The sequence below is a fragment of the Vibrio sp. SNU_ST1 genome (assembly GCF_030563405.1).
Lineage (GTDB): Bacteria > Pseudomonadota > Gammaproteobacteria > Enterobacterales > Vibrionaceae > Vibrio.
This window is the reverse complement of record NZ_CP130748.1, coordinates 1,351,791-1,371,273: the sequence shown is the minus strand read 5'-3', so window position 1 is coordinate 1,371,273 and position 19,483 is coordinate 1,351,791. Positions and strand designations below refer to the sequence as shown.

Here is a 19,483-nt window from a genome sequence, read left to right as displayed (position 1 = left end):
ATCACTCTTAAGTTGTTTGTTAAGTAACATTCAAATTGCGTGCACTGACTAACGTAAGCAAAATTATCTTGTTGACCATAGGCACCATTAGCATAGACTACCCACAATATGAAACTTGGCTCTATATAACATAATGAATACATGCATTGAAGTGCTCTCCTCCGAGCAACTATCGGCAATTTATGCACAGCAAACTTCTGGTTTGATGGCTCAAACTTATTCTTGTGGCATCAACTGGAACGATGGAAAAAACTCTAAAGCATTTGTTAAACGTTTTAGCAAAACACGTACATTAGCTTTAGTAAACGAAATAACAGGTTATATCATCGCCAAACACTGTGGTTTACCTGTCCCGCAACATGCTGGATTAATTAATACTACTCCACAACAATTTGATGATGATACAAACCAGTATGAAAACTGGGCGTTCGTTGTCAGTAGCCTTGATGGTACAACCCCAGGTAGCTTCTACGAAGTTGAAGATATTAAAGAATGTACGACCTTGATGAATTTGGTTGCTGGCTGGGATAAAGTTTCTGATGCAATTGCATTTGATGACTGGGTTGCCAATGAAGACAGACACCTAGGCAATATTATGGTTGCGGGGAAAAACCGAATTTATCTTTTTGACCATAGTAATTTACCTATTACGTTAAATTGGCAAGCTAGCCAATTAGCTCCTAACCACGTAGCAAAAAATGTTTTAACTAACAACCTCTTCGCTTTAAACTGCACACCATTACCAGTAAAGTCGATGGTTGCTCATGCAACGAACGCTCATGAAGAGGTCTACAATAACATTAGGCAAGAACTATGTTATTGGTGGGATGTTTTACTTGCTAAAGACCTTGAAAGACGTGAAGCCCTTGAAACATTTATTGAAACAAGAGCAACTTTAGGTAATGAACGTGTTTGCGAAAGCTTGAGAATGTTGGCATAAATGATGGATACCTTAAACGATATTTTAAATTCCACCACCCGTTTTACAAATGTTTCTGGTAACTGGTACCAGTTTCAGTGGACACCAGATATTTCAACGGGTGAAACACTAAACATAGGTGTAGGATTCAAAGAGCAATCTGGTGAGTTCAGTGTACAAATGCTTGACTATTACGAGCGCATAAATTGTTTTTACGGTAAAGAAATGCAATTTCAGCTTGAGTTAGCATGTAACGTTGCGCGAGAACTGGTTTTTAGAAAAGAACTAAATGACTCACAAAACCTAACCCCACAAATAACATTAAAACGGATTGGTTTTGCCCAAGGAAAAGACGTTGCTGACGTACTGAGCAATTTATACAAGAACACTATCCCATTGGGTAAGAAAGTGCGAAAAGTCGCTACCAATCGATTTTCGTCAACCTCAAGAGATAATGTTTACAATAGCTTAAAGGAAAAGCTCAAAGCTAATTTGGACGTTACATATTCAATGCATGTACCTGAAAACCCATATCAAACGGTTAGTGAAGGAAACGTAATACATAACCTGTTTTTGCCTTATAAGAAAGCAAACGGTACAGCAACGCTTGTATCTACAGCCTATTCAGACGTTCAACGAGTGAAGTGCAATTTGTTTGATGGTTATAGAGACATAGATATTGCCTCTAACCACCTAAAAACCAATGCAAATGCTGTGTTTTTAATGTTACCTGACGACTCACTAAAAAGAGAAACACAGATCGAAATTGAGAACGAATTAGACAAATTCATCTGGCTTCTGAAACCACATAATTTTCATGTCGGTTCGCATGTGGAGATAGATTCGTTAGCTGATGAAATTTCGGAGTGGTGTAACGCCGACGTAGCTTAACACTTTCTGTGCAGCTTGTATCGAGGTACTCTTTACGAGCTGCTACTTAACGCACTACCACGAACCTAAACCATTACTCATATATACAAACCCAACGATGATATTAAGATACCAAGCGTTGGGAATCATTCCTAAATGCTTTGTTATAGCTAAATCGCACCGTGATAAATTTTATTGTCAAATGAAGCTTTATCAAAACGTCTAATGTAATCAATTAATTTAATTATATACTCATCAAACTGCTCAAAGTCTTCACGAACACTAATATCAAGCATGGCTGATTTTTTGATGTAGTAAACTATACGCGCCCATGACTTGAAGTGTTCTTCAGATAAATCAGCAGCCACTGGCAAAAGCGCAGTTAAAGCATCTACATCAACTTGGCAATGATAGATAAAACTATGGCGAAATGAGCTTGGAGTACTTTTCTCACTTGTAAATTCTGACTTTAATCGATTTAGAACAGTTTGATTTTCAGTATGAGAAAGACCATAAAAACTAAACGATTCTGGCATTGATTTAAAATTGGAGAATTCATTTATTATGAAGATTAAAAACTCTCTAAGGCGCTTTTCTTTGGCTATTTTTTGTTTTGATGCTTCCCGCTCTTGCCATTTATTGAAAACCAGTAAAACGACAAAAAGCTCAAAAAACACGCCTGTAAACTCTGGTAATAGGTTATCGGTATAGTGCTCTAGCCCATATTTAACAAAGCCATGAGTCACAAAATACACTAGTACTAACAAACAACACCACATGATGTTTGTTTTGTTTAAATGTTTAGAAACGTTCAAATTGTCTCCGAAATTAATATTTAGCTATAACGAATGACATGGATTCCCCCTACCGAGGGTCTGCCACACTTATGTGGTACTTAATTGCACCGGAGGCACCATGTCTGATTATTCTTATTTCTGCGGTATCGACCTAGCTAAAAACCACTTTAGCCTTCATGCCGTAGACCAAAATGGTAAAGTCTTACTTCATAAGTCAGTAACCCGCTCTAAACTACTGACTACAATAGCAAATATGCCACTCATGCGTATAGGCGTTGAAGCGTGTGGTGGCGCACATTATTGGGCAAGAACACTCAATAAACTCGGTCACGACACCCGCATTATGGCTGTTAAATACGTGGTTCCTTATCGAACTAAAGGGAAGAACGACCTTAATGATGCAGTCGCTATCTGCGAAGCTGTTCAGCGTCCATCGACTCGCTTTGTGCCCATAAAATCCCCCGAGCAACAAGCCATCCTATCGGTACATAGAATAAGAGAGCATTGGGTTCGTGAACGCACCGCGCTTATGAATCGCATGCGTGCCCTGCTTTCTGAATTCGGATTAATCATTCCTGTTGGTCGCTCTTCATTGATGAAACAGGTTCCCTTAATGCTCGAAGACGTAGAAAATGAACTGCCACACCTCGCAAGAACGGTGATAGCCGATGCTTATCACCACCTTGGAGAATTGAATCAACGTATCGCCGATACTGAACAAGTCTTCGACTCTTTTGCTAAGGTCAGCACTAATGTTCAACGAGTGATGAAAGTTCGGGGCATTGGACCGCAAACCGCTACTGCGATACTTGCTTCGATAGGTAACGGCTCTCAATTTGATAAAAGCCGTGATTTCTCTGCTTGGCTAGGACTCGTACCAAAACAATATTCGACGGGAGGAAAGCCACGCTTAGGTCGGATAACCAAACATGGCGATAAATACTTACGAACACTATTAGTTCATGGCGCAAGGACCGTAATTGCCAACCTTGGCGACAAGCAAGATAAGTTAAGTCAGTGGTGCAGAGGCGTTCTGGGACGAAGAGGAATGAACCGAGCAATAGTGGCACTTGCCGCGAAGAACGCACGAATTATATGGTCGCTTTTACACAATCAAACAGAATACGAAAACTATGCTGCTTAAGTAAAAAACTAAGCAGCATAAAGAGTTAAACCCACCGGGTCATTGCAGACGCTAATGATGGAGATAGGTTAAGACCACTTGCGGAGAGCCTGTTAATGCGGCGGACACACTAGATGTCATCTAACGAATAAGGCACCGCAGTCGCGCAAGTCATCAGGGCCACGACGTATGCGAATCGTCGATAAGTAGGCCGAATGTAGAGCGGCAGTCCAAAACCCATCAAAATAAGTTTAGCGGATGTTTGACAACCGGGGGAATCCATGTAGCCGCGTTAAGTAGTGAGCAACGCCGCCACCCTACCAAAAACCTTGCCACCTTAAACACCAAAGCTAACCCAAACTCAAAATGCCGAGCGTTGGGAATCTGTCTTAAACGCTTTGTTATATTTTTGTTTTCAGATAGTCATTAATGACTGAGTTATCACCAAATGCACTTTCATTCTCGCTGATATAGGAATCCAATGCAGTTAATGGAACAAAGATTAGATGTGTCGAAACTGTCATATCGTCAGAATAAGGAGAGATGCTAACAGTAATGTGCTCTAACATCTTGTACTTAATAACATATTTTCTAAACTGACCACTATCAACTTTGGAGGAGAGGCAGTTGAAAAATAAAACCGCTATTTCGTCAGATGAGAGTTGCCCTCGAAGTATTCGCGCATATTTTACTTTATCAACATCAGATAAAGTTGCCTCATCAACAAACTTAAGGATTTGGTATAGGTTTCGGAAATAATGTCCAACAACTTGATTTTCGTTAACCTGAAAGTCATCGTAATTATCAAATGGGTTACTTTCATCAACACTACCATCGATCCAGCGAAGTATAGATCCAAACACATACCTTGAACGTGTAGAGTCTTCATTAGGATTTTTAGATGAGCTTAAGTTTTCAGTCTTAAACTCTAACTCATTCAGAATGTCATTCTGCAGTGAGAGCATATTGAAGAATGTGTTCTCAAACCGCTGAAAATTAAACTGCTCGACTTGCCCCTTTAAAGCCTCAACTGATTTTGAGTGCTCAATACGGCTAAGTTTGAGTTCTTCATTACTTGCATGTAATGCGTCTTTATTTTGCTCAATAGCTGTCTTATTTTGGAATAATGTGTAAGCAATTAGTATCAAGCTGAAGAATGCGAATATTGGGTTTAATATTCCGCCAAAAAAGTCCCCTGTTTGCGCCCATTCTTCTACCGTTTCCCAGTATCCAATACCAAATTTATGTACAAAAGTGGATAAAACAACCGCAGCCAGAAGAGCTGCGATGAACAAAATTAACCTTACAACTTTCATAAGATCTCCATAAAAATATAACAGCTATTAGACAGAGAAATTCTGTACTTAAATGCAGAATTTTTCTATCTAGTTTCTTATACTGCCTATTTTAAGCGACTTACTCCATCCATAACAATGACTTATCGTTCTTAGTTTGTGATTGAGCAAGAAAATGTAGATCTTTTTCTGTCTAACAAGCTCAAATGTAGAAAAGATGAGATCTGTGCTTAGTGGTATTGTTAAAACAAGTTTACTATTGATAATAAAGACAATATTTCACTTCAAAAAACCCGGTTATTTACTAATTTGTAGTTAAGATAAAAAGCAAAAAATATCGAATTTAACTTAGATATTTTTATTATATAAATTAAAACAAAGCGGGTTTTAATAACTTCCGTCGCTTCATACGTTTACGATAAATAATAAAATTAGATTTTATAAAAACAATTTGATCAATAAGCGCTTTTGTAAACTTTGAATTACATACTCTAAAATTTAATCTCTAATAAAAACTTGCCATAAGCCGAAATGCTCTTCCAATCTTGATTCGCAACACATGGCATTAGTGTGTTGCATATAGGCTTCCTATAAAGCCGTTGGGAAGAAGGAGTTTATATTAAAATCAGGAACGACAAATGAACCAACAACGTCAACTAAGCTGGAAAATAGCAGCCATTCTAGGTACGTCTTTCGGCTTTACTGCACACGCTGCAGAAATGGTCAGAATCGATAATGATACACTGCTACAACAAAGCCTCGTCGCGCAGTCGAAGAGTGTTGCCCCACTAGAATTAGGTTTTTCTGAAGTTAAACGGGTGGTATTGCCCAATGGGAAAACAAAAGTCCGCTATCAACAAACTCACCTAGGTTTACCCGTCTTTAATACCTCCGTTGTCGCCACCCTTTCCAAGAACCAACCCACTCAGGTATTTGGCTCAATGGCACAAGGGATCAGTGGTGACCTATCTAGCATCGCGCCAAAACTGAATCAGGAACAAGCGATTGAAGCCGCGATTTCCTCTCACCGTTCGTTTACTGTCGGCAAAAAGTCGATTGAAAATAAAAACGCGAAACTCATGGTGAGATTGGATGAGAACCAAGTCGCCCAAGTGGTGTATCTGGTCGATTTCTTTATCGCGTCCGCAATGCCAGAGCGCCCTTTCTACTTTATTGATGCCACGACTGGCGATGTGCTCCAAAAATGGAATGGGCTAAACCACGCTAAAGCATTAGGTTCTGGCCCAGGAGGCAACCTCAAAACCACTCGATATGAATATGGCAGTGACTTCCCTAGCTTTCCCATCGACAAAACAGGCACGACTTGTACGTTAGAAAATGAATCAGTTAAGACAGTCGATTTGAGGAACGGAACCTCTGGCAGCACAGCCTACAGTTACAACTGTGCCGACGGCACCAACTACACCGATCATAAATACATCAACGGGGCATACTCGCCTCTTAACGATGCGCACTATTTTGGTAATGTCGTATTCGATATGTACAAAGAGTGGATGAACACGTCGCCTTTAACTTTCCAGCTGACGATGCGCGTTCATTACGGTACCGATTATGAAAACGCCTTTTGGAATGGCTCATCCATGACATTTGGGGATGGCAAAAACACCTTTTACCCATTGGTCGATATCAACGTGAGTGCTCACGAGGTTAGCCACGGGTTCACAGAGCAGAACTCCGGCCTTGTGTACCAAAACATGTCGGGCGGTATCAATGAAGCCTTCTCCGATATTGCGGGCGAAGCGGCTGAATACTACTTACGTGGCAGTGTGGATTGGGTGGTCGGTAGCGATATATTTAAATCGGAAGGTGGTTTGCGCTACTTTGATCAACCTTCAAAAGATGGCCGCTCGATTGATCATGCCTCTCAATACTACGACGGTTTGAATGTTCACTTGTCTAGCGGTGTTTATAACCGCGCCTTTTACCTTTTAGCAAACAAATCGGGGTGGAATGTACGTAAGGGCTTTGAAATATTCACGGTCGCAAACCAACTGTATTGGACGGCAAACAGTACCTTTGATGCCGGAGCTTGTGGCGTAGCGAAAGCCGCAGCAGACATGGGCTATATGGTTGCCGATGTTGAAGATGCTTTCAATACCGTCGGCGTAAATGCGAGTTGTGGTGTCACGCCTCCAACTGGCAATATACTGACGAAAGGCACACCGATTGCGAACCTAAGCGGGAATCAATCTTCGGAGAGCTTCTACACGTTCACCGTTGATTCTGCATCCAGCGTGACGGTTTCAATGTCTGGTGGTTCAGGCGATGCCGATCTTTACGTGAAATCAGGCAGCAAGCCAACGACATCGAGTTACGATTGTCGCCCTTATCGTACTGGAAACAACGAACAGTGCAGTGTGAGCGCGCAACCGGGCGTGACTTATCATGTGTTACTGCGCGGATACTCGAACTACTCTGGCCTAACATTGCGTTTAGATTGAGTTAGAGCGAGCCTCTCAAACAAGTTGTAAATCGAGAACTAGCGGTTAACCGCGAAATAAAAACCTACTCACTTTGAGTAGGTTTTTTTATGACACACCTTAGTAGCTAATAATATTGTAAGTTATTTACTGATACGTTTATTAATTTATAAATATCAAGGTTGTCTATGCATTATTTTATAAAAACAGTTTAAATTGAGATCCTGTGCTGCACAACGAAACAAAAATAACTGACTAACTCTTGAACACATTCACGTTACTGATAGGTTAATCCTTATAGGGCAAAAGCTCTATTAATGATAAAAATTAAAATAAGGATTATTTATGAGACCATCTTTTCCTATCAGTATGGTGCTTGCAACGACGGTGGTTGGCTTCCAGTCTTTTGCGCAAAATATTGAGACAACTGAGTCATTAGGTATTGCAGAAAGTAGCGCAGCGCAAAAGCAATCTTTGGCTTTGCAAATCAGCGAGCGTTATTCCAACCTTGAGCTTTCCTTAAAAGAGCAAATCTCAGAAAAGAGTTTGTCCGCGCCAATAGATAAACTGAATTCTTCTCAGCCCTACTCCGCATTCTCAAGCAAGATGCAAAGAGCGGATCTTGGCTATCGTAAGATGAAAGGGATCAACGACTTCAGCGACTCTATATTAGAGATTCGCATGGCTGATGAAGCGATGATCGAAGCTTGGAAGAATGGTGAAAACCCGCTGTTTGCATTTGAACCATCAGGCGATGATTCGAATTGGCAATATATTGAAGCGTATGACGTGTACGGACAGGTTCATGAACTAGATGTGTACCAAATGCCAGACGTTCCTGTATTTGTCATTGATAGTAACGGCGCAGAAGAGCTCAAAGCAGGCCTAATGGCGATGCAGGCAGAGATGCAAAAGCTGGGTACTACAACGCAAATCAATGCCGATAGCGATACCAATGCCGCCGAGAGTAAACCTCAAAAACCGTCTTTGATGAACAGGGCACGTCGCTCGGTGGCCTTGTCGGAACCTGAGCCGTTGAATACCACACAATTAACCAAAATCCGTTTAGCCGTCGACCAAGAACCTTGGATCTCTGGTAAAGCGGAAATCTACGCCATTGTAACGGGCGTCGATTCAAGTCGTTTAGAACCACAAATCGATCTCGTTGATATGCCTTATCTGGACTACGACAAACAGACGTACTACCCAAACCAGACCGTCATCTTCTGGCCTCGCTACCGCTGGGGTGCTGCGGACATGATTTTGATGGAGCAGGATGATGGTACTGACTATAAAGCGTTAGCAAAGCTCTTGGTTCAAGCTGCTGAAGAGATACTCAAGATGATTCCTGATCCAGAAGTTCAGGGGTATGCGATTATCCCTCAGATCACAGGCAAGATTATCGATGTGATTCCTGATGGCGTATTAGTGAATGACGATGACTTCGTAGACGTGTACTACAACTTAATGCAAAACACTCCTTATGTTGATCGCCCGGGTGCTGGCGGTAATGCTGTTGCATCGTTTGCCCCTGTGACTATCTCGCCGACAGAGTAAGTCGTTTCTTATTTAGTTAGGGCTTAATCGCTAGGCCCTAACTCTTCATTATCGAAGGTAAGTCAAACACAAGAAATCTACTCAGAACCTAATTACAGGGAGTAATCAAACACAATGATGTCATCTAACATTTGATGAAACCTTGCCACAGTCGATTTCCCAAATGGAATTCGGCAAAGGCAAAGCGGTGTTCTTCGTGAGATATGTTTGGCGGGAACGCACCGTATTTTTCCACATCGTCTGCAAATGCGCTGAGGGCTCTAGCCAATAGAAAGTTTTCTGTCTTTCTACCTCGACCATTTTAGGCTCATCAATCTGATCCGCACACAAAACTACATAGTGAATCTCTCCACCGAAGTCGTTTAGATCTTGATGAGTGACGAGAAGTTGTAAACCTTTAAGGCCTGTTTCTTCCCACAACTCTCTAGCTGATATTGCACCCCGACTCTCCGGGATAAACTGAACCTCTAGGGAATTCAAAGGCCATACCTAAAGCGTTTTTGGCGAGAACTTTTCCGCCCCTTACAACCACGCCCATTGCAGTATTTTTCAAGTCAGCTTTCCAAAACTTAAACTGCTCCTCTTCAAGCAAGAATGACTTTCGCGGTTGGTTACTTTCAATATTCATCGACCATATCATTCACGAATCCCCCAACAGTGATTAAGAGTTATTTTCAGTACTCATCAGAAATAGTTGTATTACCTCCAATTATCACCCCAATTCATCATTCTGATTTCTATTTTGATTCTCATTTTACCAAACGCCTTCCCCCACAATAAAAACGAAACATAAGCCATTGATTTAAAGTCACATATTGTAAAATCTATAGTTGGTGCAAACCTTGCTGTTGTCTCTATATCAATATGAATGTTTTGTCTTATTAATACGGTAAATTATAAGAATAAGGAGACACCATGAAACAGGTCATACGAATTCCTGAGGGCGGAAAGTTAGCGTTAAACCAACAGGGTGAATGGCGAGCTCTAGCTCAAGGTATTGAACCTGAGATTGGCGATATCGTTTATTCAGAGCAAGACTTTGGGCTACTTTCAAACGTTGAAATTATAACTACAGATAATATTAGAAATCGTCCAAATGACGTTGAAGAAGTGATCAATCTAATTGAACAAGGGTTGGATCCAACTCAACAAAACTCATATGAACCATCTGCCGGTGTAGACGATGCCTCAGCGCCAATGCTGTTAACAACGGTAGATAGAGATAATTTAGAAAGCATTGCTGCAACGCACTTTGAAACCTCTGCTTACGACCGTGATACCACCTCTCAATTGTTTTTTAATCAAAAGGACGACTCCGGTAAAAGCATTAATCTGAGTGCCGTGATTAGTGGTGATGATATCGGTTCAGCAATAGAGGATACGACCACACCTACGCTTACGGATTCCGGGATTCTAGAAATTTCAGATAACAACCCGCGTGACACTAACTTCAACCCAAACAGTGTTGTTACCCCTGCAGGAGCGCTCGGCGCACTCACTATTGATGCTGATGGTAACTGGGTGTACAACGTCGATAATGCCGATGTGCAATATCTCGCGCAAAACGAAACCAAAGTAGAAACCTTCACCGTCGCATCAATCGATGGCACCACCCACGACATCGTGATCACCATTACGGGTGTCAACGACAGTGCCGTCATTTCTGGCGATGCGGGGGGGGCAGTCACTGAAGATAATACCGATCCGGTACTGACGGATTCGGGCGTGCTAACGCTGACGGATGCTGATACAGACGAAGCCAAATTCGACCCTGCTAGTGTTGTTACCCCTGAAGGTGCTCTTGGCTCACTCACTATTGATGCTGATGGCAACTGGGTTTACAGCGTTGATAACGCGGACGTGCAATATCTGGCGCAAGATGAAACTAAGGTGGAAACCTTCACCGTCGCATCAATCGATGGCACCACCCACGACATCGTGATCACCATTACGGGTGTCAACGACAGTGCCGTCATTTCTGGCGATGCGGGGGGTGCAGTCACTGAAGATAATACCGATCCGGTACTGACGGATTCGGGCGTGCTAACGCTGACGGATGCTGATACAGACGAAGCCAAATTCGATCCTGCTAGTGTTGTTCCCCCTGCTGGAGCTCTGGGCGCGCTCACCATCGATGCCGATGGTAACTGGGTTTACAACGTCGATAATGCCGATGTGCAATACCTCGCGCAAAACGAAACCAAAGTAGAAACCTTCACCGTCGCATCAATCGATGGCACCACCCACGACATCGTGATCACCATTACGGGTGTCAACGACAGTGCCGTCATTTCTGGCGATGCGGGGGGTGCAGTCACTGAAGATAATACCGATCCGGTACTGACGGATTCGGGCGTGCTAACGCTGACGGATGCTGATACAGACGAAGCCAAATTCGACCCTGCTAGTGTTGTTACCCCTGAAGGTGCTCTTGGCTCACTCACTATTGATGCTGATGGCAACTGGGTTTACAGCGTTGATAACGCGGACGTGCAATATCTGGCGCAAGATGAAACTAAGGTGGAAACCTTCACCGTCGCATCAATCGATGGCACCACGCACGACATCGTGATCACCATTACGGGTGTCAACGACAGTGCCGTCATTTCTGGCGATGCGGGGGGTGCAGTCACTGAAGATAATACCGATCCGGTACTGACGGATTCGGGCGTGCTAACGCTGACGGATGCTGATACAGACGAAGCCAAATTCGATCCTGCTAGTGTTGTTCCCCCTGCTGGAGCTCTGGGCGCGCTCACCATCGATGCCGATGGTAACTGGGTTTACAACGTCGATAATGCCGATGTGCAATACCTCGCGCAAGACGAAACCAAAATCGAAACCTTCACCGTTGCCTCGGTGGACGGTACGACGCACGACATCGTGATCACCATTACCGGCGTGAACGACAGTGCGGTGATTTCTGGCGATGCAATTGGCGCTGTGACCGAAGATGAGACCGATCCGGTACTGACTGACTCGGGCGTGTTAACCCTCACCGATGCCGATGTCGGTGAAGCCAAGTTCGACCCGACTAGCGTGATGACGCCAGCTGGTGCATTAGGAGCTCTCACCATCGATGCCGATGGCAACTGGGTCTACAACGTCGATAACGCTGACGTGCAATATCTGGCGCAAGACGAAACCAAAATCGAAACCTTCACGGTTGCCTCAGTGGATGGTACGGCGCACGACATCGTGATCACCATTACTGGCGTGAACGACAGTGCAGTGATTTCTGGCGATGCCATTGGCGCTGTGACTGAAGATGAAAGCGATCCAGTACTAACGGATTCAGGCGTGTTAACCCTGACGGATGCCGATACGGGTGAAGCCAAATTCGATCCTGCTAGTGTTGTTACCCCTGCAGGAGCTCTGGGCGCGCTCACCATTGATGCCGATGGTAACTGGGTCTACAACGTCGATAATGCCGATGTGCAGTATCTGGCGCAAGACGAAACCAAAATCGAAACCTTCACGGTTGCCTCAGTGGATGGTACGACGCACGACATCGTGATCACCATTACCGGCGTGAACGACAGTGCAGTGATTTCTGGCGATGCAATTGGTGCAGTCACTGAAGATAATACCGATCCGGTACTGACGGATTCGGGCGTGCTAACCCTCACCGATGCCGACACCGGTGAAGCCAAATTTGACCCGACCAGCGTGGTCACTCCGGCTGGCGCATTGGGCGCTCTTACCATCGATGCGGATGGTAACTGGGTGTACAACGTCGATAACGCGGACGTGCAGTATCTGGCTCAAGACGAAACCAAAATCGAAACCTTCACCGTCGCCTCCGTTGATGGCACGACTCACGACATCGTGATCACCATTACTGGGGTTAACGACAGTGCTGTGATTTCGGGTGATGCAGTGGGCGTAGTCACTGAAGATGATACCGATCCGGTACTGACGGATTCAGGCGTGTTAACGCTGACGGATGCCGACACCGGTGAAGCCAAGTTCGATCCTGCTAGTGTTGTTACCCCTGCAGGAGCACTCGGTGCGCTCACCATCGATGCTGATGGTAACTGGGTTTACAACGTCGATAATGCGGATGTGCAATACCTGGCGCAAGATGAAACCAAAGTCGAAACCTTCACCGTCGCATCAATCGATGGCACGACTCACGATATCGTGATCACCATTACCGGGGTTAACGACAGCGCGGTCATTTCTGGTGATGCCATTGGTGCAGTGACCGAAGATAATACCGACCCGGTACTGACAGACTCTGGCGTGCTAACGCTTACGGATGCCGATACCGGTGAAGCGAAATTCGATCCTGCTAGTGTTATTACCCCTGCAGGAGCGCTCGGCGCGCTCACCATTGATGCCGATGGTAACTGGGTCTACAACGTCGATAACGCTGACGTGCAATATCTGGCGCAAGACGAAACCAAAGTCGAAACCTTTACCGTCGCCTCCGTTGATGGCACGACTCACGATATTGTTATTACCATTACTGGGGTTAACGACAGCGCGGTGATTTCTGGCGATGCAGTCGGTGCCGTAACCGAAGATGAGAGCAATCCCGTGCTCACCGATTCGGGCGAGCTAACGCTGACGGATGCCGACACCGGTGAAGCCAAATTCGACCCTGCTAGTGTTGTTACCCCTGAAGGTGCTCTTGGCTCACTCACTATTGATGCTGATGGCAACTGGGTTTACAGCGTTGATAACGCGGACGTGCAATATCTGGCGCAAGACGAAACCAAAGTAGAAACCTTCACCGTCGCATCAATCGATGGCACCACCCACGACATCGTGATCACCATTACGGGTGTCAACGACAGTGCCGTCATTTCTGGCGATGCGGTGGGTGCAGTCACTGAAGATAATACCGATCCGGTACTGACGGATTCGGGCGTGCTAACGCTGACGGATGCTGATACAGACGAAGCCAAATTCGACCCTGCTAGTGTTGTTACCCCTGCAGGAGCGCTCGGCGCACTCACTATTGATGCCGATGGTAACTGGGTTTACAGCGTCGATAACGCGGACGTGCAGTATCTGGCTCAAGACGAAACCAAAATCGAAACCTTCACCGTCGCATCAATCGATGGCACCACCCACGACATCGTGATCACCATTACCGGCGTGAACGACAGTGCGGTGATTTCTGGCGATGCAATTGGTGCAGTAACTGAAGATGAGAGTGATCCGGTACTGACTGATTCGGGCGTATTAACCCTCACAGATGCCGATACTGACGAAGCCAAGTTAGACCCGACTAGCGTGGTCACTCCGGCTGGCGCATTGGGCGCTCTTACCATCGATGCCGATGGTAACTGGGTGTACAACGTCGATAATGCCGATGTGCAGTACCTTGCTCAAGATGAAACCAAGGTCGAAACCTTCACTGTTGCCTCAGTGGATGGCACGACGCACGACATCGTGATCACCATTACCGGCGTGAACGACAGTGCGGTGATTTCTGGCGATGCGGTGGGCGCCGTGACCGAAGATGAGACCGATCCGGTACTGACTGACTCGGGCGTGTTAACCCTGACTGATGCTGATACTGGTGAAGCCAAATTTGACCCGACCAGCGTGGTCACTCCGGCTGGCGCATTGGGCGCTCTTACCATCGATGCGGATGGTAACTGGGACTACCAAGTCGATAATGCGGACGTGCAATATCTGGCGCAAGACGAAACCAAAGTAGAAACCTTCACCGTTGCCTCGGTGGACGGCACCACTCACGACATCGTTGTTACCATTACTGGTATTAACGACAGTGCGGTGATTTCTGGCGATGCAGTGGGCGCAGTGACCGAAGATGAGACCGATCCGGTACTGACGGATTCGGGCGTATTAACCCTCACCGATGCTGATACCGGTGAAGCCAAATTTGACCCGACCAGCGTGGTCACTCCGGCTGGCGCATTGGGCGCTCTTACCATCGATGCTGATGGTAACTGGGTGTACAACGTCGATAATGCCAATGTGCAATATCTGGCGAAAGACGAAACCAAAGTAGAAACCTTCACCGTTGCATCAATCGATGGCACCACCCACGACATCGTGATCACCATTACCGGCGTGAACGACAGTGCAGTGATTTCTGGCGATGCGGTGGGCGCAGTGACCGAAGATGAGACCGATCCGGTACTGACGGATTCAGGCGTATTAACGCTTACGGATGCCGACACCGGTGAAGCCAACTTCGACCCTGCTAGTGTTGTTACCCCTGCAGGAGCGCTCGGCGCACTCACTATTGATGCTGATGGCAACTGGGTTTACAGCGTTGATAATGCCGATGTGCAATATCTGGCGCAAGACGAAACCAAAGTAGAAACCTTCACCGTCGCCTCCGTTGATGGCACCACGCACGATATCGTGATCACCATTACCGGCGTCAACGACAGTGCAGTGATTTCTGGTGATGCAATTGGTGCAGTCACTGAAGATGAGAGCGATCCGGTACTAACGGATTCGGGCGTGTTAACGCTTACGGATGCCGACACCGGTGAAGCCAAATTCGACCCGGCTAGTGTGATGACCCCTGCGGGTGCTTTGGGCAGTTTAACTATCGACGCCGATGGCAACTGGGTTTACAACGTCGACAATGCCGATGTGCAATATCTGGCGCAAGATGAAACCAAAGTCGAAACCTTCACTGTTGCATCAATCGATGGCACCACCCACGACATCGTGATCACCATTACCGGTATCAACGACAGTGCAGTCATTTCTGGCGATGCCATTGGTGCAGTCACTGAAGATGAGACCGATCCGGTACTGACGGATTCAGGCGTATTAACCCTCACCGATGCTGATACCGGTGAAGCCAAATTTGACCCGGCTAGCGTAGTGACGCCAGCAGGAGCACTCGGTGCGCTCACCATCGATGCCGATGGCAACTGGGATTACCAAGTCGATAATGCCGACGTGCAATATCTGACACAAGACGAAACCAAAGTAGAAACCTTCACCGTCGCATCAATCGATGGCACCACCCACGACATCGTGATCACCATTACCGGCGTGAACGACAGTGCCGTCATTTCTGGCGATGCGGTGGGTGCAGTCACTGAAGATAATACCGATCCGGTACTGACAGACTCTGGCGTGCTAACGCTGACGGATGCTGATACAGGCGAAGCCAAATTCGATCCTGCTAGCGTTGTTACCCCTGCGGGTGCACTGGGCGCGCTCACCATCGACGCCGATGGTAACTGGGTCTACAACGTTGATAACGCGGATGTGCAGTACCTTGCTCAAGACGAAACCAAGGTCGAAAACTTCACCGTCGCCTCCGTTGATGGCACGACTCACGACATCGTGATCACCATTACTGGGGTTAACGACAGTGCAGTCATTTCTGGTGACGCAATCGGCGCAGTCACTGAAGATAATACCGATCCGGTACTGACGGATTCGGGCGTGCTAACGCTAACGGATGCTGATACAGGCGAAGCCAAATTCGACCCTGCTAGTGTTGTTACCCCTGCAGGAGCACTCGGTGCGCTCACCATCGATGCTGATGGTAACTGGGTGTACAACGTCGATAATGCCAATGTGCAATATCTGGCGAAAGACGAAACCAAAGTAGAAACCTTCACCGTTGCATCAATCGATGGCACCACCCACGACATCGTGATCACCATTACCGGCGTGAACGACAGTGCAGTGATTTCTGGCGATGCAATTGGTGCAGTCACTGAAGATGAGACCGATCCGGTACTGACTGACTCGGGCGTGTTAACGCTTACGGATGCCGACACCGGTGAAGCCAAATTCGACCCTGCTAGTGTTGTTACCCCTTCGGGTGCTCTTGGCGTACTCACCATCGATGCCGATGGTAACTGGGTTTACAACGTCGATAACGCTGACGTGCAATACCTTGCTCAAGACGAAACCAAAGTAGAAACCTTCACCGTCGCATCAATCGATGGCACGACGCACGACATCGTGATCACCATTACCGGCGTGAACGACAGTGCGGTGATTTCTGGCGATGCGGTGGGCGCAGTGACCGAAGATGAGACCGATCCGGTACTGACTGATTCGGGCGTATTAACCCTGACTGATGCTGATACTGGTGAAGCCAAATTCGATCCTGCTAGTGTTGTTACCCCTACAGGTGCTCTGGGCGCGCTCACCATTGATGCCGATGGTAACTGGGTTTACAACGTCGATAATGCCGATGTGCAATATCTCGCGCAAGACGAAACCAAGGTCGAAACCTTCACTGTTGCCTCAGTGGATGGCACCACGCACGACATCGTGATCACCATTACCGGCGTGAACGACAGTGCGGTGATTTCTGGCGATGCAATTGGTGCAGTCACTGAAGATGAGACCGATCCGGTACTGACTGACTCGGGCGTGTTAACGCTTACGGATGCCGACACCGGTGAAGCCAAATTCGACCCTGCTAGCGTAGTGACGCCAGCAGGAGCACTCGGTGCGCTCACCATCGATGCCGATGGCAACTGGGATTACCAAGTCGATAATGCCGACGTGCAATATCTCAAAGCCGGAGAAACCAAACAAGAAGTCTTCTCTGTCGCCTCGATTGACGGAACAACTCACGATATTACTGTCACTATTAACGGTATCAATGAAATCCCTGATGCTATGAATGACTCAAAAGTGACGCAAGATCCTCGAATTAGACTCGACGAAGCTCCAGATTACGGAACGATGCAATACAACGTGGATAACCAAGGTTGGCAAGACATGGTGGTGGGTGAAGAATATGATGCCAATGCCCAAGTTCGCTTCGTACCTGATGAAGCAACCATTCAAACCATGACCCGTGATATCAAAGTCGGCAGCTTTGATGCAAATCCCAATACGCCCGAGTTCAACGGCCCGATTTCGACGAGCCACTGGGGTACTGTCTCGGGGAAAACTGCAGTCTTTGAAGAAAATGGCACTACGATCACCACTAAAAGCTCAAGCGGCCCACTTACCGCCTACAACACTTATGGTCACTTAGGCTCTGGGATTGGGGATAATGATAATAGTGGTTTGAGCCAGGGTGAAAAACTATCTATTACTATTGATGGGGAAGATATTAACGAAGTTACCTTCCGTCTCAGTGGCTTAGGTAGTTATTTTGATGAAACCTCGCCAAACGCGACCAAAGTAAAAATTACCGCCTTTGATGAAAATGGCGATCTGATTGATACCCAATCCGGCTATCGCCAGTCTGGTTCTTACGAAGATTACTATTCCTTTACCACCGATCGCCCAGTAAAAACATTTGAGTTAACGACTTCAGGCAGTAACGGTACATATGTGGTGCAAAACATGGTTATTTCGAAAACCTTAGCTGATGCCTTTATACTCACCACCATACAAGCCGATAACTCGGAAACACCCAATCATGTTGCGCTTGATTTAAACTACGACGACGCAAACGTAACGCTTGATATGAGCGACAAAAAACTGATCGATAACGACATTACCAAAGGTGAACTTTACGTCGAAGAGAGCGAGACCCTGATAATTGCAGCATCTGCATTACTTGAAAATGATAGCGATATAGATGGTGGAACACTCTCCATTACATCCGTACAAAATGCAATTGGTGGGACCGTCGTTATTAATGGCTCCGGAGATATCGAGTTTACTGCAAGCTCGGGTTATGTAGGCAAAGCGACCTTTGAGTACACAATTTCAGACACGCAAGGTGGCAGTGATACCGCTACGGTCAATATCAATGTTGGTGCGACAGACAACACTTATTCGTGGTCGAGTGATACGGTGGGAACAGACGATGATCCTGGTAGTGCTGTCATCGATACGTTCGACAGTAGCCAAGACATCATAGATTTGCGTGGTTTTGTCGCTGCAAGCTCAGTTTGGAGCTCAACCGATATCGCTCAGAATGTGCAATTCACCGAAGTGGATGGCAATACGCAAATATCCCTGTTAGACAATAACGATGAGTTAGTTCAATCCATCACTCTAGACGGCATTGCTATCAATGACTTAACAGGAACCAATACGGCGGGAATGTCCGATGCCGAAGTGCTCAGTCATCTTGTTTCGGAAGAGAAGCTCCTTATTTCTGATACCTACGGTCATGAAGGTGATGATGTTCTTAGTGGTACACCCGGTGACGATGTATTTAGAAGCGGCATGGGCAACGACACCTTCCGCATTCTTGATGAAAATGCAGGCAGTAGTGCCAACCCAACAACTGATACCATCATGAATTTCAATGTAAATAATGATGTAATTGATCTATCGGATTTACTTCCTGACTCGCCCACAACACAAGATCTGCTCGACCATATTGATGTAACCATTACCGATGACACCAGCGACCTCACTGACAACCCAAACACTACCCTATCGGTTACAGATGAAAATGGTGGCGTAAGCGAAGTAATACTTAACGATGTGGGGTGGAATAAACTGGGTATTAGTAATACTTCCGCGAGTGAAGAAACAATCATTTTGAAAATGATCGATCAGCTGAGTATTATGAATGTCGATGGCTAACTCAAACTCAA

9 protein-coding genes are annotated in these 19,483 nt (G+C 45.9%); 6 read left to right on the top strand and 3 right to left on the bottom strand.

Annotated elements, in window-relative coordinates; genetic code table 11:
* Positions 1 to 133 precede the first annotated feature (133 nt).
* Both Q5H80_RS05965 and Q5H80_RS05960 read left to right on the top strand, forming a co-directional pair.
* Positions 134 to 940, top strand: coding sequence for a HipA family kinase (locus tag Q5H80_RS05965; RefSeq protein ID WP_304569217.1), 807 nt, complete (start codon positions 134 to 136; stop codon positions 938 to 940).
* Positions 941 to 1,810, top strand: a complete 870-nt coding sequence (locus Q5H80_RS05960) for a hypothetical protein (RefSeq protein WP_304569216.1) — start codon at positions 941 to 943, stop codon at positions 1,808 to 1,810.
* A 149-nt stretch (positions 1,811 to 1,959) separates the two neighbouring features.
* Here Q5H80_RS05960 and Q5H80_RS05955 read toward each other — a convergent pair whose 3' ends face one another.
* Positions 1,960 to 2,604, bottom strand: coding sequence for a hypothetical protein (locus tag Q5H80_RS05955; protein ID WP_102279961.1), 645 nt, complete (start codon positions 2,602 to 2,604; stop codon positions 1,960 to 1,962).
* A gap of 100 nt (positions 2,605 to 2,704) precedes the next feature.
* Here Q5H80_RS05955 and Q5H80_RS05950 point away from each other — a divergent pair, with 100 nt between their 5' ends.
* The gene (locus Q5H80_RS05950; RefSeq protein ID WP_304569215.1) at positions 2,705 to 3,730 is read left to right on the top strand and encodes an IS110 family transposase; all 1,026 of its coding nucleotides are present in this window, start codon (positions 2,705 to 2,707) and stop codon (positions 3,728 to 3,730) included.
* 380 nt (positions 3,731 to 4,110) lie between these two features.
* Here Q5H80_RS05950 and Q5H80_RS05945 read toward each other — a convergent pair whose 3' ends face one another.
* A complete protein-coding gene (locus tag Q5H80_RS05945; RefSeq protein WP_304569214.1) occupies positions 4,111 to 5,025 on the bottom strand; it encodes a putative phage abortive infection protein in 915 nt (304 codons plus the stop codon).
* Between the two features lie 617 nt (positions 5,026 to 5,642).
* On the opposite strand from Q5H80_RS05945, the gene Q5H80_RS05940 reads away from it, so the two are divergent.
* Both Q5H80_RS05940 and Q5H80_RS05935 read left to right on the top strand, forming a co-directional pair.
* The gene (locus tag Q5H80_RS05940; RefSeq protein WP_304569213.1) at positions 5,643 to 7,466 is read left to right on the top strand and encodes a M4 family metallopeptidase; all 1,824 of its coding nucleotides are present in this window, start codon (positions 5,643 to 5,645) and stop codon (positions 7,464 to 7,466) included.
* 324 nt (positions 7,467 to 7,790) lie between these two features.
* Positions 7,791 to 9,002 carry a DUF3103 domain-containing protein gene (locus Q5H80_RS05935; protein ID WP_304569212.1) on the top strand — a complete coding sequence of 404 codons (1,212 nt, stop codon included), beginning with the start codon at positions 7,791 to 7,793 and terminating at the stop codon, positions 9,000 to 9,002.
* Between the two features lie 424 nt (positions 9,003 to 9,426).
* On the opposite strand, the gene Q5H80_RS05930 is transcribed toward Q5H80_RS05935, so the two are convergent.
* Positions 9,427 to 9,630 (bottom strand): hypothetical protein, encoded by a 204-nt coding sequence (locus tag Q5H80_RS05930; protein WP_304569211.1) that lies wholly within the window; start codon positions 9,628 to 9,630, stop codon positions 9,427 to 9,429.
* 287 nt (positions 9,631 to 9,917) lie between these two features.
* Here Q5H80_RS05930 and Q5H80_RS05925 point away from each other — a divergent pair, with 287 nt between their 5' ends.
* Positions 9,918 to 19,472 carry a VCBS domain-containing protein gene (locus Q5H80_RS05925; protein ID WP_304569210.1) on the top strand — a complete coding sequence of 3,185 codons (9,555 nt, stop codon included), beginning with the start codon at positions 9,918 to 9,920 and terminating at the stop codon, positions 19,470 to 19,472.
* Positions 19,473 to 19,483: the final 11 nt, after the last annotated feature.

Excerpts from the sequence above, each read along its gene's own strand:
- Q5H80_RS05960 (WP_304569216.1), top strand. The coding sequence starts at position 941 with ATGATGGATACCTTAAACGATATTTTAAATTCCACCACCCGTTTTACA.
- Q5H80_RS05930 (WP_304569211.1), bottom strand. The coding sequence starts at position 9,630 with ATGAATATTGAAAGTAACCAACCGCGAAAGTCATTCTTGCTTGAAGAG.
- Q5H80_RS05925 (WP_304569210.1), top strand. The coding sequence starts at position 9,918 with ATGAAACAGGTCATACGAATTCCTGAGGGCGGAAAGTTAGCGTTAAAC.
- Q5H80_RS05940 (WP_304569213.1), top strand. The coding sequence starts at position 5,643 with ATGAACCAACAACGTCAACTAAGCTGGAAAATAGCAGCCATTCTAGGT.
- Q5H80_RS05945 (WP_304569214.1), bottom strand. The coding sequence starts at position 5,025 with ATGAAAGTTGTAAGGTTAATTTTGTTCATCGCAGCTCTTCTGGCTGCG.
- Q5H80_RS05950 (WP_304569215.1), top strand. The coding sequence starts at position 2,705 with ATGTCTGATTATTCTTATTTCTGCGGTATCGACCTAGCTAAAAACCAC.
- Q5H80_RS05935 (WP_304569212.1), top strand. The coding sequence starts at position 7,791 with ATGAGACCATCTTTTCCTATCAGTATGGTGCTTGCAACGACGGTGGTT.
- Q5H80_RS05965 (WP_304569217.1), top strand. The coding sequence starts at position 134 with ATGAATACATGCATTGAAGTGCTCTCCTCCGAGCAACTATCGGCAATT.